General features: G+C 41.2%; 15 protein-coding genes. 3 read left to right on the plus strand and 12 right to left on the minus strand.

The genetic code is table 11. The features are described 5' to 3' along the window. Window positions 1-7: 7 nt before the first annotated feature. From tuf to VUI23_RS02820, 3 genes are all read left to right on the plus strand, one after another. Window positions 8-1,192 (plus strand): elongation factor Tu, encoded by a 1,185-nt coding sequence (gene tuf / locus VUI23_RS02810; protein WP_342806738.1) that lies wholly within the window; start codon window positions 8-10, stop codon window positions 1,190-1,192. Between the two features lie 416 nt (window positions 1,193-1,608). Continuing rightward, window positions 1,609-2,109, plus strand: a complete 501-nt coding sequence (locus VUI23_RS02815; RefSeq protein WP_216047951.1) for a hypothetical protein — start codon at window positions 1,609-1,611, stop codon at window positions 2,107-2,109. A 192-nt stretch (window positions 2,110-2,301) separates the two neighbouring features. Beyond that, window positions 2,302-3,300 (plus strand): hypothetical protein, encoded by a 999-nt coding sequence (locus VUI23_RS02820; RefSeq protein ID WP_303502175.1) that lies wholly within the window; start codon window positions 2,302-2,304, stop codon window positions 3,298-3,300. Between the two features lie 31 nt (window positions 3,301-3,331). Here the strand turns inward: VUI23_RS02820 and rluF are convergent, their stop codons facing one another. From rluF to VUI23_RS02880, 12 genes are all read right to left on the minus strand, one after another. Continuing rightward, window positions 3,332-4,084, minus strand: a complete 753-nt coding sequence (gene rluF, locus VUI23_RS02825) for a 23S rRNA pseudouridine(2604) synthase RluF (protein WP_342806740.1) — start codon at window positions 4,082-4,084, stop codon at window positions 3,332-3,334. 150 nt (window positions 4,085-4,234) lie between these two features. Next, window positions 4,235-6,208: a S9 family peptidase gene (locus tag VUI23_RS02830; RefSeq protein WP_342806742.1), complete on the minus strand. Its 1,974-nt coding sequence runs from the start codon at window positions 6,206-6,208 to the stop codon at window positions 4,235-4,237. Window positions 6,209-6,489: 281 nt separating this feature from the next. Then, window positions 6,490-8,574: an elongation factor G gene (gene fusA / locus VUI23_RS02835; protein ID WP_216047947.1), complete on the minus strand. Its 2,085-nt coding sequence runs from the start codon at window positions 8,572-8,574 to the stop codon at window positions 6,490-6,492. Between the two features lie 270 nt (window positions 8,575-8,844). Then, window positions 8,845-9,861 carry a GGDEF domain-containing protein gene (locus VUI23_RS02840; RefSeq protein WP_342806744.1) on the minus strand — a complete coding sequence of 339 codons (1,017 nt, stop codon included), beginning with the start codon at window positions 9,859-9,861 and terminating at the stop codon, window positions 8,845-8,847. A gap of 42 nt (window positions 9,862-9,903) precedes the next feature. Next, complete coding sequence (locus VUI23_RS02845) at window positions 9,904-10,359, minus strand: NfeD family protein (protein WP_303502167.1); 456 nt, start codon at window positions 10,357-10,359, stop codon at window positions 9,904-9,906. 2 nt (window positions 10,360-10,361) lie between these two features. Further along, window positions 10,362-11,300 (minus strand): slipin family protein, encoded by a 939-nt coding sequence (locus tag VUI23_RS02850; RefSeq protein WP_216047944.1) that lies wholly within the window; start codon window positions 11,298-11,300, stop codon window positions 10,362-10,364. Window positions 11,301-11,520: 220 nt separating this feature from the next. Beyond that, the gene (locus VUI23_RS02855; RefSeq protein ID WP_342806746.1) at window positions 11,521-14,871 is read right to left on the minus strand and encodes an amidohydrolase family protein; all 3,351 of its coding nucleotides are present in this window, start codon (window positions 14,869-14,871) and stop codon (window positions 11,521-11,523) included. A 196-nt stretch (window positions 14,872-15,067) separates the two neighbouring features. Further along, window positions 15,068-15,997, minus strand: a complete 930-nt coding sequence (locus VUI23_RS02860) for a hypothetical protein (RefSeq protein ID WP_216047942.1) — start codon at window positions 15,995-15,997, stop codon at window positions 15,068-15,070. Between the two features lie 81 nt (window positions 15,998-16,078). Next, complete coding sequence (locus VUI23_RS02865; RefSeq protein ID WP_216047941.1) at window positions 16,079-16,264, minus strand: hypothetical protein; 186 nt, start codon at window positions 16,262-16,264, stop codon at window positions 16,079-16,081. 107 nt (window positions 16,265-16,371) lie between these two features. Continuing rightward, complete coding sequence (locus VUI23_RS02870; RefSeq protein ID WP_216047940.1) at window positions 16,372-16,593, minus strand: helix-turn-helix transcriptional regulator; 222 nt, start codon at window positions 16,591-16,593, stop codon at window positions 16,372-16,374. Window positions 16,594-16,623: 30 nt separating this feature from the next. Continuing rightward, the gene (locus VUI23_RS02875; protein ID WP_342806748.1) at window positions 16,624-18,783 is read right to left on the minus strand and encodes a peptidase domain-containing ABC transporter; all 2,160 of its coding nucleotides are present in this window, start codon (window positions 18,781-18,783) and stop codon (window positions 16,624-16,626) included. After that, window positions 18,783-20,036: an HlyD family efflux transporter periplasmic adaptor subunit gene (locus VUI23_RS02880; protein ID WP_342806750.1), complete on the minus strand. Its 1,254-nt coding sequence runs from the start codon at window positions 20,034-20,036 to the stop codon at window positions 18,783-18,785. The genes VUI23_RS02875 and VUI23_RS02880 overlap by 1 nt, the downstream gene beginning before the upstream one ends. Window positions 20,037-20,427 lie beyond the last annotated feature (391 nt).

Here is a 20,427-nt window from a genome sequence, read left to right on the forward strand (position 1 = left end):
GAGAAAAATGGCTAAAGAAAAGTTTGAACGCACGAAACCCCATGTAAACGTCGGTACAATTGGCCACGTTGACCATGGTAAAACTACGCTTACAGCGGCAATCACTACAGTTCTTGCAAAGACCTACGGTGGTGCAGCATCAGCATTTGATCAAATCGATAACGCTCCAGAAGAGCGTGAGCGTGGTATCACAATCTCAACTTCACATGTTGAGTATGACACGCCTAAGCGTCACTATGCACACGTAGATTGCCCAGGACACGCGGATTATGTTAAGAACATGATCACTGGTGCTGCGCAAATGGACGGCGGAATCTTGGTTGTTGCGGCAACTGACGGTCCTATGCCTCAAACACGTGAGCACATCTTGTTGGGTCGCCAAGTTGGTATCCCTTACATGATCGTATTCATGAACAAATGTGACATGGTTGACGACGAAGAGTTGTTGGAACTAGTAGAAATGGAAGTACGTGAACTTCTAACAGAATACGAATTCCCAGGTGACGACTTACCAGTAATTCAAGGTTCAGCGCTTAAAGCGTTGGAAGGTGATGCAGCATGGGAAGCAAAAATCATAGAGCTTGCAGAAGCACTAGATAGCTATATCCCAGAGCCAGAGCGTGCAATTGATAAGCCGTTCATTTTGCCAATTGAAGATGTATTCTCAATCTCAGGTCGTGGAACAGTAGTAACCGGTCGTGTAGAGCAAGGTATCATCAAAGTAGGTGAAGAAGTTGAGATTGTTGGTATCAAAGATACAACGAAAACAACTTGTACTGGTGTAGAGATGTTCCGTAAGTTGCTTGACGAAGGTCGTGCAGGTGAAAACGTTGGTGTACTACTACGTGGTACTAAACGTGATGACGTAGAGCGTGGTCAAGTATTGGCTAAGCCTGGTTCAATCACTCCACACACCCAGTTTGAAGCTGAAGTGTATGTATTGTCTAAAGATGAAGGTGGTCGTCATACTCCATTCTTCAAAGGCTATCGTCCACAGTTTTACTTCCGTACAACGGACATCACTGGTGCAGTAGAATTACCAGAAGGTGTAGAAATGGTAATGCCTGGCGACAACTTGAAATTCAAAGTTGAGCTAATCAACCCAATCGCGATGGACGAAGGTTTACGCTTCGCAATCCGTGAAGGTGGCCGTACTGTTGGTGCTGGTGTTGTAGCAAAAATCATCGCTTAATAGCGAGATAAGATACGAATTAAAAAGCCGCTCTTAGAGCGGCTTTTTTTGTGCCTGCGATTTGTATTTACAATATTTGTAGCATGGCCTTCACGCCATGGCGTGGGGCAACATATCGCGGGGTTAAAACACCCGCCTACAAGCCATGGAAAGGTTCAACAAGGCGCGGTTTGTAGCATGGCCTTCAGGCCATGGAATCGCGAATCCGATAAGAGTCTGTAGCATGGTCTTCAGGCCATGGGATGATTGCAAAACGATGCGGGGCAAAAACACCCGCCTATAGGGGAGGGGAGATTATCTTTTTGTAAGCCATAATTTATTCCGTGGGTAATTTTCGTCCTTTTCGCCAGCTAAGAGTACTTGACCAATTGTGTTGGGAAGTTATAGCCTTTAGGTTTTGCCGCTGTAAACTGTAGATGTCTAATTTTAATCGTTTGCTTGTTACACTTGAGATGCTTAGCCAAGACATTTTGGAAGAATTGAACTCGCCAGAAATTCAGCAAAACCAGCATATTTCGATTCAGTATTTAAAATTGATTACACAGTATTGGAAAACCTCCTTGAAGTTGGCGGAAAGTGCCACAGACTTGACTGAAAAAGGCTTTTCTTATGCCATCACAGAAAAGGGCATCTGCGAGCATCTAGTAAATAAAAAGATGTTATTGATACAAAATCGGTTATTGGAGTATGTGGTGGAGTATTACAACACCAGTATTCGAATTGAAAAACTTCGTGATGTGGACTTTTCCGAAAATGCAGACAAGCGATTTGATTTATTAACTACTCGTGCTGTGAAATATAGGTCTCAGTATAAAGTAGTAGCCAAAGCACTAGATCCTGTTGAGTATCAAAGACTAATAACAGGAATAGGGCTGGCTGCATTCGATTGGAGTTGGCAAACGGTAACTTCTCCTTAACTACCGAACAATGGTTAATTTCACTACTATTTGGGTAATGCTATTAATTTTATCACTTAAAATACCTATCCAATTTCCTAACATACTGAAAAATAGAGATTATTAATTCTGGTTCGTTTATTGCTGAAACATTTCAAATTGGTTAATTCGTAAGGCCTATTTAAGGCTAAAAATAATAATTGGAGCCAACCTATGTACAACGACGAAGATTTGAATCAGGCAGTGGAGGCCGGTATTTTTACTGACGACTCTGTCACTAAATTCAAAACCCATATTGCTCATTTAAAAAATACCTCAATGGCTGATGAGGAAAACTTTCGATTAATTACAGGTTTTAACGATATTTTCGTGGTTATTGCCAGCGGGTTACTCTTGGCGTCAATCGCTTTTCTCGGATATCATCTTTCTCCTATGCTAGGGACGATCGGGGTTGCTATTGCATCATGGCTTTTAGCTGAATTCTTTGTGGTGAAGCGCAGAATGGCATTACCTGCAATTATGTTGTTGCTGACATTTTTAGGCGGCGTTTTTGCCACTCCCTTAGTGAACTACCAACAACCTTCTGAAATTCCATTCCTAGTTGCCGGTTTGCTTAGCGCCTTTGCCGCTGTGCTGCATTGGAAGCGTTTTCGAGTGCCTATAACAGTCGCCGCTGGAGTTGCAGCACTGAGCAGCAGTATGATCGCTGTTATATTGGCAGTGTTCCCAAGCGCTGTTGGTTGGGTAAATAGTTTGTTGTTAGGTGTTGGTTTAGCTATTTTTGGTTTGGCCATGTATTGGGATGCCTCCGATCGCAACCGTCAAACCCGTTCATCTGATGTCGCATTTTGGTTGCATTTGGCCGCTGCGCCGCTAATTGTGCATCCTATATTTACTTCTTTAGGCGTATTGCAGGGGGTAGGCGGTGTGTCAGTTTCTTTGGTGGTGCTCGGGCTGTATGTTTTGCTAGCGGCAATATCTATTGCTGTCGATAGACGCGCTATTATGGTGTCTGCATTGGTCTATGTTATTTATGCGTTCTCTACATTATTAGAAACTTACGGAATGGTAAGTTATAGCTTTGCAATCACTGGTTTGTGTATTGGCGCAACCTTATTGCTGTTATCTGCTTTTTGGCAAGTTAGTCGCAGACAAATATTGAAAGTTCTACCGGCTCAAGTACAAGGTTTATTGCCTGACGCGCAAAGCTAGTTTAACGGAAATACCCCACAATGGTTTTTGGCTATTGTGGGGTAGTATTGGCGGTTTTTTGTGATCCTTTAAGAGACTCATTTAAAACCTGCATTTCTGCAGCGGTTAAATTTCGCCATTGACCAGGATAGAGTCGAGACAGATCAATATGCATAATACGAGTGCGCTTTAATTTACTCACTTCATAACCTAAAAATTCACACATACGACGAATTTGTCTGTTTAAGCCTTGCGTCAAAATAATTTTAAATTTGTATTTTCCTAAAGGACTAACCTTACAGGGTTTAGTAACAGTGCCCAATATGGGCACGCCAGAAGCCATACGCGTTAAAAATCGTTCACTGATAGGTTGTGTGACGGTTACTTCATATTCTTTGTCATGGGCGTTCTCAGCACGTAATATCTTATTTACTATGTCGCCGTCGCTGGTGAGTAAAATCAACCCTTCGGATGGTTTATCTAAACGACCGATCGGAAAAATGCGTTGTTTGTGTCCAATCGCATCAATGATATTTCCCTTAACATGTTTCTCTGTGGTGCAGGTGATACCAACTGGTTTATTGTAGGCGATATAAATACGGTCGGATTTATTATTCGGCGTGGCACCAATTAACTTTCGGTCAACCCTGACTTCATCTCCATCAAAGACTTTAGTGCCCAATTCTGGAATCTTGTTATTTATGGTGACCCGATTTTGTTCTATGAGTTTGTCAGCTTCACGGCGTGAACATAAGCCTGTTTCACTGATGTATTTATTGAGGCGTTTGCCTTGCGCAATTGTCATAACTGATAAAATTGTTTGATGTCAGAATTTTTATGGTGGTTAGTGTAAGCGTTTTGTCGTAAAACTGATATAGCGACTGATTCTGTTATCACTTGATAATATGCGCAACCGCAAGGGATGTTCCTGATGCGGTTGCTTATTTGGCATATTCTATTTATTAATGTGCTGATTAATAAATTCTTCGAGCGCAGCATATACTTGTCTTCGTCCCGCCTCTTGAAACAGACCATGTCCACCTTTTTCGAAGTTTATGTAGTCTACCTTTTTACCTACGGCTTCAAAGCTGGTGAGCATCGCTTGGGCATTCTTAACCGAAACGATAGAATCTTTTTCGCCGTGAATTAACAATACATCTGATTTGATTTTGTCTGCATAATTCACTGGAGAGAATTGAGCTAGCTCTCGAGCGTTGGTGCCTAGGACTTTTTCAAAATAACCTCGGCCCCCATGACTCTTCATGTAAATACTATCAGTATATGCATAGTTCAAATCGTAAATACCAACATAGCCTATGGTGCAGTTGTACAGTTCAGGCTCGCGCACACTGGCCATCAATGCTGCATATCCACCATAACTAGCGCCATACACACACATTTTTTCGCCGTCTACATATCCTTGGCTGACAACATATTTAGTGGCGTCGGTGATATCTTTTATCATCTTACCACCCCATTGCCGATAGCCCGCTTGTTCAAACTGTTTACCATAACCACCAGAGCCGCGGAAATTAACTTGTAATACCGCATACCCTCGGTTAGCTAAAAACTGCACTTCACTATTAAATCCCCATGTTTCACTTATACCGTGGGGACCACCATGGATAACGACGACCATAGGGGGTTTTTCATTTTCCTTTAGTGCTAATGGCATGGTCAAGTAACCATGGATTACCATATTGTCTTCAGTGGTGAATTGAAATGCTTGCATTGGTGCCATAGTGCGCGGGTCTAGCCAAGAGCGGTTCGACCAGATAAATTCTGCACCCATTTTTTCAGTGTCAAATATGTAGTATTCGCCTGGATTGACATCACTAGAGACACGCACCAACAGCTTTTTCCCATCTCGAGTTGAACTCGTGATGTTAACTTCCTGTTCACCGAAGGCCTCAACTAACATCTTATGCAGCTTGGCGGTTTTGTTTTCCTCTACATAATGATATTGCGGTTTACCCGGATAAGAAATACCAACTACCGGCATATTGGTTAATGGCTCCCGGTTGGTATAAGCGATATCGGCTACCATATCGTCAAAAATCGGACTAAGTTTTTTGCTGGTGAGGTCTAGTACGTAATAAGTATTTAAATCTCTTTTTCCATAACTACCCGTTAGTAAAATCTTTTTGCCATCATTGCTGGTGCCAGTTGGTACTAGGTCTTTGTTGACCCCAAAAGCATCTACAATTTCTAGCCATCGTGAATCACGTTTTTCTCTATATGCTCCATGAACTTCTAAATTTTCATCATGCCATTTGATAAAATTAATTTCGCCAAATTTGTTGGCGATAGCGTGAGCTCCGGGGTGGGGAAGCACCTCGACTTTAGTTTTGCGGCCGTTGAATATATTTAACTTAGAAATAACTGAGTGTTTTTTGCGTAAGTCGTACCACTGGTTATGTTCTAAGGTCCAAGGGTGTTCCAATATTAAGATGTTTTTTTCGTCATCTACCAACAAGCTAATTATTTCGGGCGTGGCGTAACTGGCTTCGCGTTTTTTTGTTCTTGTACTGCGATCGCCATTCTCTCTCGCTCTCCAGCCATACAACATTTCTTGTTTACTGCCATCAACATTAATCGCAAATAACTCTCCGGTTGCAATTGGCGCATCATAGCGTAAACGTTTTTCTGCAAACTGATATACCACTCGTTCATCGCTGACCCACTGAGCCGAGTGAATTGCATCCCCTTCTTTTGGCCGAACGCCTCCCACTATTTTCATATTTTTGGCATCTAAAAAGACTAAACTTACCTCACCTTCGTGTTGTACTCGTGCGAGTAGGTGTTTGCCATCGGGGGAGATGGTCATATCTAAATAGTCACTGTGTTTGGAGAATTGATCTATGGGCAGTTTGCTTGCTAATACAGATGAACAAAATAGTAGCAACGCAAAAATTAAGCAGGTTTTCATATAAGCTTCCTTAGCTTCTTCCTTGATTGTCGATAGTGATTTCTCCATATTCCTTATCCAAAAGGACGACTTCGGAGAATATCTAAACCTTAACGAAAATAGACAAGATTGACAATTTATTTACCCAAAACTGTACTTTTTTGTGAACTGTTTTGTGCGAAAAAATGAACGTACATTAGAATGGAATAATTGCTTTAGGGCTTTGTAGAGTGGTTATTATTAAACAATAAAAAACCCGATTAAAAAATCGGGTTTTTTGATAGCTTAACTAAAAGTAATATTTACTTCTTAGCGTTACGCGCTTTAGTTTCAGCGATAACTTTTTCAGCAACGTTTGCTGGACAAGGCATATAGTGGCTGAATTCCATTGAGAATTGACCACGGCCAGATGTCATTGTGCGAAGTGATCCGATATAACCGAACATTTCAGAAAGTGGTACGTCGGCTTTAACGCGAACACCAGTAACACCTGCTTCTTGGTCTTTAATCATACCACGACGACGGTTAAGGTCACCAATTACGTCACCAACATGATCTTCAGGCGTAAACACGTCTACTTTCATGATTGGCTCAATAAGTTGAGGTCCGGCTTTAGGAATCGATTGACGGAATGCACCTTTAGCTGCGATTTCGAACGCAATTGCAGATGAATCCACGGCATGGAATCCACCGTCGTATAGTTCAACTTCAACATCTAACACAGGGAAACCAGCAAGAACACCAGTTTCCATCATACCTTTAAAGCCCTTCTCGATAGCTGGGAAGAATTCTTTAGGAACGTTACCACCAACAACAACTGATTTAAATGTAAAACCAGAACCTGGCTCACCAGGACGGATACGATAGTCAATTTTACCAAATTGACCTGAACCACCTGATTGTTTCTTATGGGTATAAGAATCTTCGATAGGTTGAGTAATAGTTTCACGATAAGCTACTTGAGGTTGACCAACTTCTAAGTCAACGCCATATGTACGCTTAAGAATATCAACTTTGATATCCAAGTGAAGCTCACCCATTCCTTTAAGAATGGTCTCACCAGAATCTTCATCCGTTTCAACACGGAAAGATGGATCTTCAGCAACCATTTTACCGATAGCGATACCCATTTTCTCAGAACCACCTTTATCTTTAGGTGCAACAGAGATAGAGATTACCGGCTCTGGGAATACCATAGCTTCTAGCGTACAAGGGTGTTTAGGATCACAAAGTGTGTGACCTGTTTGTACGTTTTTCATACCTACGATAGCGATGATGTCACCAGCTTGTGCGCTGTTTAATTCGTTACGGTCGTCTGCTTGCATTTCACACATACGGCCAACACGTTCAGTTTTACCAGTAAACGAGTTAAGAATAGTGTCACCTTTATTCAATTTACCTGAGTAAATTCGAACGAAAGTCAAAGCACCGAATCTGTCATCCATAATTTTAAATGCTAGTGCACGTAATGGCTCATCAACAGAAACAGTCGCTACTTCACCAGTCTCAACACCTTCTTCGTCAGTCAAAGGTTGAGGATCAACTTCAGTCGGGCTAGGCAAATAATCAACAACGGCATCTAGTACTAACTGCATACCTTTGTTTTTGAAAGCTGAACCACAGTATGTTGGGAAGAAAGACATGTCACGTGTACCTTTACGGATACAACGTTTAAGGTCTTCAATAGAAGGCTCTTCACCATCCATGTAAGCCATCATTAGATCGTCGTCTTGTTCAACAGCAGTTTCAACTAACATTTCATGGTATTCGTTAACTTTATCAACCATGTCAGCAGGAACATCTTCAATTGTATAGTTTTCAGGAAGACCTGTGTCATCCCAGATGTAAGCCTGTTTAGTTAATACATCAACTACACCAACAAAATCATCTTCTATACCGATAGGAAGCGTCATAACTAGTGGTGTTGCTGCTAAAACATTTTTAACTTGTTTAACAACACGGTAAAAGTCTGCACCCATACGGTCTAGTTTGTTTACGAAGATAATACGAGCTACTTCAGATTCGTTCGCATAACGCCAGTTAGTTTCTGATTGTGGCTCTACACCGCCAGATCCACAGAATACACCGATTCCGCCGTCTAGAACTTTAAGTGAACGATATACTTCTACTGTAAAGTCAACGTGTCCCGGGGTGTCGATTACGTTAAAACGGTGATCTTTCCAGAAACAACTTACAGCAGCTGATTGGATAGTAATCCCGCGCTCTGCTTCTTGTTCCATGAAATCTGTTGTTGATTCACCGTCGTGTACTTCACCGGTTTTATGAATTTTACCGGTAAGTTTTAATATACGTTCGGTGGTGGTAGTTTTCCCCGCGTCAACGTGGGCAAAAATACCTATATTTCTGTAATGAGATAAGTCTGACATTGGTCCACTCTGTGTCTAATAAAAAATTGCGCGGCATTATACAAAAATTTTCGACAGGTTACATTGTTTCATTTGCTTTAAAAATCAACAGTTTAAAAATTAATTCAAGGTTTGTTGAAAAAAGCCTTTATTTTCAGTTGGTTAAATGACCAATAAAGGTACTTTATTATTCTTAAAATAGTGTAGATATTATGAGTTTTATGATTTTAATTAGTTAAAATGCGTGAAAAGCGCGGAAAAAACACTTAATTCTCTAATTTTAAACCGCTTTTAAGCCATGGGCATGACACGATTTCTTCCAAGACGTTTTGCTTCATACAATAACTTGTCGGCTGTTTCGATAAACTGACTTGAATGTTCATTTGCTTGCAACTGGGCCACGCCAGCAGAAACCGTTATATCCCCTAAAGATTGGCCAGTTCGACGGTCTTTTACGGTGATTTTTTCGATATTTCGGCGCATAACATCGGCCATATGCCGAGCACGGGATTGATCCAGTCCTGGCATGATGACCGCAAACTCTTCTCCGCCGTAACGAAATGCTTGGGCATTTTCCCGGCAGCAGCTTTGTATCTTTTTCGCCACCGCTTTTAGTACTAAATCACCCATTTGATGGCCGTAGGTGTCGTTTATTTTTTTAAAATGGTCGATATCAATTAACGCTAGACTGCACTTATCTAGTTTTGCTTTACTGCTAATTTCAGAGTCGAAATAACGACGGTTGCATAATCCGGTTAACGCATCATAAAGCGCTTCTTGTTGACTGGCTTGCAACTGCGATTTAAGCCGCACTATTTCTTTTTCTGCACTGGCCAGAGCGCCATTGAAGCTGATGGTACTTTGTCTGATCACTTGCGATTCTTTGACCATATTGCGCACTAAGCCTAACACTTCCTCTACTGTCCAGCCTTCTTTTTCAACCTTGCTCAAATCGTCGATACAGGCGTCCATGAGGTTTTTATAATCTTGGGTTTCCGATTTAGTGTCTTTGAGGGATTGCGATAATTCAATCATCATACCTTCAAGAGACTGGCGTAAATCCCAAACATTCACTTCTTCTTTATCAGAAATGTAACTACGATAGAGATCTTTAGCCTTGAGTTCCGATATTGGAGAATCACTTTCTACAGCGGCATCTAACTGCTCATTTAATTCGGGAGAGTCGTTGCTGACATAGGTGTACCAAAGGGCATAATTGGTAGGGACGGCAGAAATTTTGTGTTTAACCAGCAAAGGGACGGTTTGTTTGAGGATGACAAATGACTGTTCAATATCTTTGGCTGACATACCTATCTCTCTGCTGTGTTAGATTTTTTCTTTGAGTCGCTTTTAGTCGGCAAGTTCTACATAAAACATACCGACTTCTGCTTTTATAACTTTGACCCTACTTCCTGCCGAAATAGGGTGGGAACTTTTCAACTTCCATTGCACTCCAGAGAAGTGATAATACGGATTTTCGGTAGCAGAAACATTTTTTTCTAACAAAAAATCATGACCAATTAAATCACTTTGGGCTGGTTTAGTATCAACGTCTTGTTGAATATTTTTAAGTGGCTTCCACAGCAATACAGCACTAATTGCCGTTAAAATACCCACTGTTAACGTAGCACTCATTAGCGTATCTGGAATCAATCCAAGATACAAAAGAGCGCCAGCGGCAACACAGGCTAAACCCACAAAAAACATTATGAAAGTTGCGAAGCCTAAAATAGCAATTTCTATGGCTAACATGACTAAACCAAGCACAATTAAACTTTCCGCCAAATTGTTACTGATTAAATCCATGCCTAGTTTCCTTTGTTCATGGAATTAATGACCGTCATAGCTTGAGCAACGACTGAGGCGGGCTCTGTTGCGCCATCCGGCAGCAGAATAATAGATGATTCTTTGGCTATTGCTTGTTTGGCTTCGATAGCTTTTGTGGCTAGATCCAATTGTATGGCTTTTTGCCCTTCAACGGTATTAGCCTCTACACCAACTTTACGCAAAGCTTCGGCCTGCGCTTCGGCAACGGCAACAATGGCTTTAGCTTCACCTTCAGCTTGCAATACTTGTTCTTCTTTATCAGCTTCTGCGGCTAATACTACAGATGCTTTATTACCTTCTGCACGGTTGATTGCAGCTTGTCTGTCGCCTTCGGACTCTAGAATTTGAGCACGTTTTACGCGCTCTGCTTTCATCTGAGCTTCCATTGCTTCCATTACTGATTGTGGCGGAACAATGTCTTTAATTTCGTAACGAAGAACCTGAATACCCCAAGGGCCGGCTGCATCATTTATTGCTGCTACGATATTGGTATTGAGCATGTCACGCTCTTCGAAAGTTTTGTCTAATTCCATTTTACCCAGTTCAGAACGCATGGTGGTTTGGGCTAATTGAGTAACTGCAAAAACGTAATTATCAACACCATATGTTGCTTTATACGGGTCCATTACTCGAAAATACAAAACACCATCTACAGATAAAGATATGTTGTCTTTGGTTATGGCACTTTGTTCTGGAACATCTACAGCTTGTTCTTTTAAGGAGCGATCTGCGGCAACGTTGTCGATAAACGGAATAATGAAATTTAAACCCGCTTCTTTGGTAGATTGAAATTTTCCAAAACGCTCGACTAAAAATGCGCGATTCTGAGGCACGAATTTAATTGATGATTTGATGAGTACAATAACAAACACTAACAACGCGGTTTGTACGGTAAAGATATAGTCGAATAAGAAATCCATGTGCTAATACTCCTAGATTACGTCTTTTAGCTAAATTAATTTGAAAGCTTGGCATGTTTTATCCCACTATTTGCCAAACTAAGCAAATAAACAGATCAGCTTTTGTCAATAGTTTAATATAAATGGGTAAGATTATGCACCTTCGTTCACAATTCGACACAAAAAAGGGCGCTTAAAGCGCCCCCTATTAATAACATTAGCTGTTTAGGCTAGCCTAAGTTTAATGAACCCACTTATGTTGTTTGGCTTTTTCATGAACTCTCGCTTCCGTTTCTTTAGGCATAAAACTTTGATTATCTTGTTCAAAGAAAAACGCTTGTCGCTTATGTTTGCTGTTAACTTCGTTCATGGTTGCCGCGTCGTAGATACGACCATTGATCACGGTATAGTCTACATACTCACTGCGCCTAATATCGGCTAACACGTTACCGTCGATAACCACTAAGTCTGCTACTTTTCCTACTTCAATGCTACCAATCTGTTTATCCATACCCAAATGTTTCGCACCATCAATGGTCCCACCTCTTAGGGCTTCCCAAGGCGTAAATCCACCTTGTTGCATGGACCATAGCTCCCAATGTGCGGCTAAGCCCTCTCGTTGACCATGACCACCGATATGGATACTTACGCCGTTGTCTCTTAGCTCTTTTGCATAAGATGCCACATTAAAATGGTTATATTGATTGTCTGGCGCCGTAGGTCGGCGAATCGAACGACGATCGATAATATAAGATGGCGTGTAACGCATCAAACGAGGATTCTTCCAAACTTCAGTACGGTCGTACCAATACTCTTCTCCCATTAAACCACCATAGGAAACGATAAAGGTTGGTGTATACCCCGATTTGGTTGCCGACCATAATTTGGTTAAGTCATTGTAACCTTTGGCAATGGGCAGTGAGTGCTCTAAGCCAGTGTGGCCATCGACTACCATAGTGATATTTTGCTGTAGTTTACCGCCACCTTCTGGCACTACCATCATTTCCAGTTCTCTTGCCGCAGCTAATACTTGTTGGCGCTGATCACGACGAGGTTGATTATAACTTTTAACCGAAATTGCACCGACGTCTTTGAGTCGCTGTAAGTGATACTTAGCATCATCAAAACTTTTGATGATTGCTTTGTAACCCAATGCTTCTGCGCCGTACAAGATCGTACCGGTTGAGTAAATGCGAGGTGCAACGATTTTGCCTGCTTTTTGTAACTCAGCCGCGGAAAAAATTTCAGTGGTGTCGTTTGATGGATCGTGAATAGTGGTCACACCAAACGCTAGATTAGAATATTGACTCCAATTTTGTTGGGGAATAATTTCGTTACTGCCCTGGGATCCATGGGCATGGGTATCTATTAAACCAGGAATAATGGTTTTTCCTTCAGCGTTAATAATAAATGCTGAATCAGGAATCTCGATATCGTCAACTTTGCCAATCGCTTCAATTTTGTTGCCGTTAATTAAGACAACCGCATTTTCGATTATCTCTTGTTGATTATCTGCATCACGCATGGTGACGACGGTACCGCCAACAATGGCTTTATAACCTTCTGGTTTATCAGATTTTTGACTGAATGACAGGCTAATGCCTTCGCTAACGGGTTCTGGCAAGGTGGCTGGTGCATCTGCGATAAAATCAAAAGCGTCTTTCAAATCTCGTTCGAAATAATAAGGGCCGTGATACCACGAAAGTGTTTTATTATCTGGGGACCAAGTGAGATATTCACCGGCTCGACTTGAAACTTGTTTAATTGGCGTTGCAGTACTTGATGGTCCGATATTTTGACGTTTCCCCATTTCCATAAATGGCGCAACGTAGGCATTGTACTGATGCACAAAAGCAATCCATTTCCCATCATGGGATAATCGATATTCGCTAATTTTGTCGGCACCATATAAATGTTCACGGAGGTCTTCACCGTTTAAATCAACACTGACTAATTGGGTTTCGGTGTAAGGAGTACCGCCAACGACAGCGGTAAAATACACCCGCTCGTTTGAGCCTGCAAAATGCGGGGCAACGCCACTTTTAGAAATTCGAGTATGGGTCTTGTCATCTAAGTTTGTAACATATAACCCCGGTTCAACTGACCACTTAGGGGTAAGTAAATATCCTCCAGTGGTTTTTCTATAAGTTACCATTTCACCGTCTAACGAAAAGCTAGGTTCAACATAGTGACCTGGATTGTTTGAAATAACTTTACCTTTGCCGCCTCGAGCAGACACGATTCTAATCGTTCCTAAATCTTGGTCATGCCATGTGGTATAGACGATTTTCTTCCCGTCATTTGAATAACGAGGGAAATATTCATCATGGTCATTTTGTTTGGTTAAGCGTTTTACTTTGCCTGATTTTAAGTCTTTGACATATAACTTGCCTAGGGCCTGATAAAGAATATTTTTTCCATTTGGTGATTTCTGAGCCCAGCGTATCATTTTTACGTCAAACGAATCTGGTGCGACATCCACATCAAAACGCAGCGCATCTGCATATTGTGCTGTTGTTGATAGGTTTACTGGAATGTCTTCAATTTCGAGGCTATCTACATTGAGTTTGTGAAACTTACCTGCGGTCCAAAATACTATATTTTCAGAGTCTGGGGTCCAATCAAAATAGGCAAAATAGCCTTCACTACCGAAGCCTTCTTGCATATCTCGCTCAAGTTCTTGAAATAAAACTCGTTCGCTGCCATCTGACAAGTCTTTAACAAATAATGCCGTTCTGTTCTTAATCCTACGAATAAACGCTAGCTTTTTACCATCGGGAGAGGGAGTGGGAACAATTGCGCCACCAGTGCCGCTAACAAATCTCTCCTCATCACCGTTTTCTAGTTCATAACGGGTAATCGCAAAAATCGATTTCAAGGGATCTCGGTTGTAACTAAATGTCGAGCCTCCCGTAATGTCTTGGGTAAAATAAACATACTTTCCATCGGGAGAAAATGCAGGATCAGCGATATTTTTTTGATCTGCTTTGCCATTGACTCTTGCTTTGATTTGAACGCCATCGCCACCAGAAAAGTGATACATCCAAATTTCGCCAGCAGGGATACTACGACTCGACATTATGCCTTTGGTAGCAAGAATATATTGTCCGTCAGGACTCCACTTTGGAGAGTGCATAATGTTATTTTTTTCGGTGGTGACTTGGGTTAATTCACCACTGTCTAAATCCATCATCCAAATATTAGACAACCCACCTCGGTCGGAGCTAAACGCGATTTTTTTGCCATCCGGACTAAACGCAGGTTGAATATTCCAAGCGAAATCTTGAGTGAGCGCTTTTGCTTCACCACCTTGGCTATCAACAATGAAAATGTCTCCCAAAGTGTCGAATGCCATTTTTTTGCCATCGGGTGAGATATCTAAACTTGACCAAGTAACTTCGTCAGTATCAATTTTAGTTGAAGACAATTCGAAAGGGGGATTAAGTACATCCCAATCTTGTTTTTCAGTTGAAGGCGAATCTGTTTCCGCATCTGCATTTTCTTCTTGTGCAGCAAATATATGAGCAGAAAACAAAATAGAAATGCTGAATAGTAAGTAGCTTACTGTAGCGCTTCTGTTTAGTGTATTCATTGAGAATTCCTGTCGTTTTATTATTAGTTTTGAAATTCACTTTATAAGCAATAAAGTTCATATTCTGTCCTGTTGAAGCGTCAACACTATACACTTTAGATTGATTGACGAAAATGTTTCAGGGGTTGTACGCAGGCGTTTAAATGTATGCTTAAAGGTACACTTTGTTTATATAAGGCCGTTTGGCATTAGCAATTTAACTTACATTAGATAAATATCTAGGGTGGATTAGCGCTTGCACCAGTAACTCTGTAATAGGGTAGCCGGTGAGTTGTTCAAAATGTATGAACATTGGACTGGGATTTGCCTCTAAAAAATAATAATTGCCTTTGTTGTCACGTCGCCAGTCAATCGCAGTCCAATGCATATTAAACGCCTGAGTCAAGCGTTTGGCCAAAGCGACAATCTTAGAAGGGGTCTTGGTGGGAATATGGATTGGATTTGATTGCAGTCTAAAGTCGACCTCATCACTGACTATTTCTGCACTGAAAACCTCGGAACCAATGACATATGTACGAATGTTTGTCCCTTCAATATATTCTTGAATTGTCACAGGCGCATATTTTAAGACTTTATGAAGATGTATCGAACTGAGCAATTGTTCATCTATTAAAGTGGCATGTGAGCCGCCATAAACAGGTTTGAATAATAATTTTTTATAGTGTTTTGCAAACGCAAGAATATCTTTGATTTCATTACCAATATAGGTCTGTGGGATTAATGCGCCCACTGTTGATGCCTTATGTAATTGCCGTGGTTTGACTTTGTGAGAATCAAAAACTTGCCATGAATTAACCCAGCGAATACTGGTCTCATCGAAAAAAGTCCGTAAAGCGCTTGAGCTATCACTCATGGCGATTTGATACAAAGAAGGGTTGGTATTAGCTACCAAGCTAGGCGGTCCAACACTGCTCCAAAAAACACTGTCGATTTGTGCAAACTTATAGAAGGTAGAGTTTAACCGCAACCCACCTTTGGCTAACATCGGGTCCCAACTAATACTGTGGCAAGAAGGGTAAAGTGATGTGTCAAATAATGCGGCTTCAACCCCTGATTGATGGCATGCTTGAAGCATATGTAATGCGTGACAGTCTTGGCTGGCACCTAAAATAATAACGACCGACATAACACGTCCTGTAATTTTTATCGAAGTTAAATTTTCAGATATAGTGAACTACCTTAACAAGGTAGTTCACTACTTTTTGGCTTAGAACCAATTGCCAAAACTGCCGCCTTCTTCGCCAATTGCCATGGTTGTTTCCATGGGTGGTTTAATTGGTGAGCGGGAAGGCAACTTGGCATCTTTCGGCAGTTGAATTGCGAGCGAACCCGCAGCAACTTGCTCGGTAGATAAATTGTTAAGTTCCATTTTTGTATTGAATGGATGTTCCATTTCATTCTCCTTGTAATATTTACTTTAGTAATTTGTCGTACATCATTGTACTGACAATATGAGTATGGCTAATATACTCAAAAAGTTAACTGTACTAGAGTACAGTTTTAAGCTGTTTCATACGCATTTGGGAACAATGAACGCAGCATTTTTCGATTGTTTATTGCTAACTTTCTAAAAATGTTAGTGCAATGAAATTTCACCGTCCGTTCGCTGATAAATAATTGATCAGCGATTGAACGGTTACTCAAACCTTCGCGCACTTTATTGGCCACTTGTGCCTCTCTTTTAGATAGTTTGTTTTGGTACAACTCCAACATGTTTTCCATTGTATTTTTCCTTAAATAGTAGGTTGATGTTTACGGCTGTTTTATCGACGAAGTCACATCGCTTAATCTGCCATTCTCCAAGCTCAACACCTTGTCGGCGCTGGCTATGGTTTGTGGACGGTGAGCGATGATCACTCGTGTGATCGATAACTGTTTAATATGATTGTTTATCGCCATTTCGTTTTGCACATCTAAATGGCTGGTGGCTTCATCCAAAAACAAAATTCGCGGCTCTTTGTATAGCGCTCTGGCTAAAATAATGCGTTGCTTTTGACCGCCGCTTAAATTGGCGCCCATATCGCCTACCAAAGTGTTGTATTGCATACTGGTTTTAGCGATATCCTCATGAATACAGGCCAAGTGGGCGCAATAAACAATTTTCTGCATATCGATATTGGTTGAAAGGCACGCAATATTTTCTGCAATAGATCCGGTTAGAAGCACGTCATCTTGCATTACCGCTGCAATGCTTTGTCGATAGCTATCTATGTTTGAAAGAGCAATGCCATCGACCAAAACTTGTCCATTTGTGGGTTGCAGTAATCCCATCATGCACTTCATTAACGTACTCTTGCCGCAGCCACTAGGACCAACGATAGCGATGGTAGAGCCTGACTCGAATGTGTGGTTTATATTTTGGAATACAGGTGCATCAAGTTGGCTATATGAAAACCCTAAATTAACTAAGCTAATTTCGCCGTGTATTTTATCGTGCTCGGATGTTGAGCTGGTTAGTCGCGGGTTTTTGAATTCCTTAACCATGGGATCTTTCGAGGTGTAAACTACATCAGCAAGTCGTTCACAATGTAGCTCTAGCATCCTAAATTCTATCAATTTTTCAATTAGGTTATTCATAGAATTGATAAAGCGGGATTTATAACTGACAAATGCAAAAAGCATCCCCACACTCAGCGTATTGTTAGTGACTGCCAGTGCTGCAAAATAAATAACAATTATGTTTTCCAGCCCAAACAGAATTTTATTCGCTGTATCAAAGCCGATATTCCAGCGCTGTAAACGTATTTCTTTATTCATGGCTTCCGCAAGTTTGTTTTGCCACTGACTTTGTCTGTCCGTTTCCTTTTCAAATAGCTTGATGGTCTGAATTGCTCTTACCGATTCCATAAAATGGCTGTTTTCTTTAGCCGAAGAAACAATGCTTTCTTCGGTTAAGCGTTTTAATGGTTTGTAAAAAAGATAGCGCAGTAGTGCATACAGAAAGACGATTGCTAAAACGATGAAAGTTAATTTGCGGTCATATAAAAACATTACCCAGACAGTGAGAGTCGCCATTAAGCCATCAACAAATACCGTCACTAACCCGGTTGTTAGCAGTTCTCGTATGCTTTGTAGCGAGCCAAACCGTGAAACAACATCACCCATGTGGCGTTTACTAAAATAATCTAGAGGTAACCTTATAAGGTGCGTAAATACATTTGCTGCCATTTGAATGTTTAGGCGGCTTGATAGATTTAAAATGACCGTTTGGCGAATGTATGAGGTGCCCGTATCTATCAGTAAGAGCAAGCCGAATCCAAATGCCAAAACCGTGAGTAAATTGAGGTCGGAACGCAAAATCACATCATCGATGACGGTTTGCATGTAATAAGGTTGGATCAATGCAAAAACTTGGATGAAGATTGAAAGCAATAAAATAATGGCTAAACTGCGCTTCAATCCATTAATTCGATTCCAAAAATGACTCAAGGATAACTTTCGTTTTTGTTTGCCTTTCTCAAACGCTGGGGTCGGGGTTAGCTCTAGTGCTATTCCGGTGAATAGTTTGTCAACTTCGGCAAGCTCTAATACCCGCTCTCCAATCGCAGGGTCATGAATATACACTTTATGTCTAGTGACTTTTTTTAATACTACAAAGTGCTTCAGTTCCCAATGTAAAATACAGGGTGTTTGCAATTCAGTTAGTTGTTCCATCTCAAGGCGTAATGCCCTTGAAGACAACTCCATCTGACCTGCTATTTGCATAATTTGTTTTAACGTAGCCCCATGGGCAGAAATGGAAAAGCGGCTTCGAATACTGGTTAAATCTATTTCATATCCATAAAATCCGCTGATCATCGCTAAACACGCTAGGCCACACTCAGACGCTTCCGTTTGCAATACGCAGGGCAGTGAGTGGCGAGAGCTAAAGTTAAGCAAACTTTCGGGGCGAGGAAAAGTAGTACTATTCATTAGATTCTACCCCGCAAACTCAACAACGGCTCAAATATCCACTCAAGTAAACTGCGTTCGCCCAATTGCACATCTGCTGATAACGTCATTCCTGATTTTAAACTTAGCTTTTTGCCATACGCTGATACTGACTGGGATTCGAGGGTGGCATGCACTAAATAGACAGGTTCTTGAATATTCAGGGGAGCATAGTGCACCTCATTAGGTAAAATCACTGCATCGGAAACACTCGTAATAGTGCCTTGATACAATCCAAACTTTTGATATGGGAAAGCGTCATAACGAATTTGTATAGGTTGGCCCTGTTCAACAAATCCAATCGCTTTTACTGGCACTAAAAGTTTCGCCTGAATCTGACTTTCTTGCGGCACGACTGAAAGCAAGGGGGTGTTTAGATTCGTTTGTTGACCCACTTGGGCTTGGAGATTCGATATTAAACCATCTCGCGAAGCCTTTAATACATGTCGACTTTGACTGCTTAACTGGGCTATTTTTAGTGCTAGGTCGCTGAGTTTAGATTTTATCTGATTGGCTTGGTTTAACTGATTTTGTGGTAGCGTTAATAATTGATTCTTGGTTGCATTGATATCATTGTTTAAGTTTATTTTTTCTCTCTGCAATGCCTGTTCTTGATTTTGTAACCCCAGTTTTTGTTCTAAAACCTGCTCTAAATCAGCTTTGGAAATATGTCCAGATTTGCGCATCGATTGATAGTTCTGGTAGCGTGAAGAAACCAGAGAATGACGTTTTTGAAGTGTCTCAATCTGAGCATCGAGCCTAATGATGTCTTGACCCATTGCCAATAGTTTTGACTGGGCATTTTGAATCGTTATGGTGTCGATTATTTCGACTCGTTCTATTTGTGCCAATAATATACGTTGCTGATTTTTATATTCATCAAGCAAGGTTGTTTGCAAACTTGAGCCGCTGCTAAGTGTGCGGTCTCCGTCTATTACAAGCAGTGCTTGGCCTTCTGATACGAATTGTCCCTCTTTAACTAGCACCCGCTCTATTCGACCTGATGTCGTTTCAGGAAACACTTTGACAACGCCATTTGGCGGCTCTAACCATCCAGCAACGCTCTCTTTGCGCGCGTATTGACTTGTTACTAACCAAGCTAAAGCTGCAATAATCCAGGCACTCACAAAAAGCGTCACTAATACATGAGAAGAGGTAGGGATAAGCAATATCTCACCGTGAAGCCGATTTTTTTGGTGATCGATAGCGCTTTGCCTAAACAGAGATTCTTGCATGCTCTTTCCTTTTCAGTTTTGTGACTGTTTTATGTCTATTGCCGTTTCACTCTATTTGTTGCTCATTACCACTTGCGTAGGAAATATCCATCCTTGGATTTACCGCTCCTTGTTGCAAAAAATACATGCTGACGATGCCTGAAGCGTGATAGTTATCATCTCGGACAACACAGAATTAACTTCTCTGTTTAAATGTCTACATAGTGCTTTCTTGCCTTGGTTTCCTTACCATCTTTGGTTTTACAACCTTCTTCCTTGATGCCTCCTTGCTGATCTGACTGTAAGCCTTCCTAGCTTCAATCGGATTTCGCGCTTGGCGTTCCTTGCTTTAACGATCCTTCGTTAGTCCGTTTTTGACTCATTCCGTTTGTGTCAATGTCATTTTCCGTAA

It is taken from the genome of Alteromonas sp. M12 (genome assembly GCF_037478005.1).
Classification (GTDB): domain Bacteria; phylum Pseudomonadota; class Gammaproteobacteria; order Enterobacterales; family Alteromonadaceae; genus Aliiglaciecola; species Aliiglaciecola lipolytica_A.

Coding starts and splice junctions, on each gene's coding strand:
- tuf (WP_342806738.1), top strand. CDS start 8: ATGGCTAAAGAAAAGTTTGAACGCACGAAACCCCATGTAAACGTCGGT.
- VUI23_RS02855 (WP_342806746.1), bottom strand. CDS start 14,871: ATGAATACACTAAACAGAAGCGCTACAGTAAGCTACTTACTATTCAGC.
- VUI23_RS02830 (WP_342806742.1), bottom strand. CDS start 6,208: ATGAAAACCTGCTTAATTTTTGCGTTGCTACTATTTTGTTCATCTGTA.
- VUI23_RS02840 (WP_342806744.1), bottom strand. CDS start 9,861: ATGTCAGCCAAAGATATTGAACAGTCATTTGTCATCCTCAAACAAACC.
- VUI23_RS02850 (WP_216047944.1), bottom strand. CDS start 11,300: ATGGATTTCTTATTCGACTATATCTTTACCGTACAAACCGCGTTGTTA.
- VUI23_RS02820 (WP_303502175.1), top strand. CDS start 2,302: ATGTACAACGACGAAGATTTGAATCAGGCAGTGGAGGCCGGTATTTTT.
- rluF (WP_342806740.1), bottom strand. CDS start 4,084: ATGACAATTGCGCAAGGCAAACGCCTCAATAAATACATCAGTGAAACA.
- VUI23_RS02870 (WP_216047940.1), bottom strand. CDS start 16,593: ATGGAAAACATGTTGGAGTTGTACCAAAACAAACTATCTAAAAGAGAG.
- VUI23_RS02865 (WP_216047941.1), bottom strand. CDS start 16,264: ATGGAACATCCATTCAATACAAAAATGGAACTTAACAATTTATCTACC.
- VUI23_RS02845 (WP_303502167.1), bottom strand. CDS start 10,359: ATGGATTTAATCAGTAACAATTTGGCGGAAAGTTTAATTGTGCTTGGT.
- VUI23_RS02860 (WP_216047942.1), bottom strand. CDS start 15,997: ATGTCGGTCGTTATTATTTTAGGTGCCAGCCAAGACTGTCACGCATTA.
- VUI23_RS02815 (WP_216047951.1), top strand. CDS start 1,609: ATGTCTAATTTTAATCGTTTGCTTGTTACACTTGAGATGCTTAGCCAA.
- fusA (WP_216047947.1), bottom strand. CDS start 8,574: ATGTCAGACTTATCTCATTACAGAAATATAGGTATTTTTGCCCACGTT.
- VUI23_RS02880 (WP_342806750.1), bottom strand. CDS start 20,036: ATGCAAGAATCTCTGTTTAGGCAAAGCGCTATCGATCACCAAAAAAAT.
- VUI23_RS02875 (WP_342806748.1), bottom strand. CDS start 18,783: ATGAATAGTACTACTTTTCCTCGCCCCGAAAGTTTGCTTAACTTTAGC.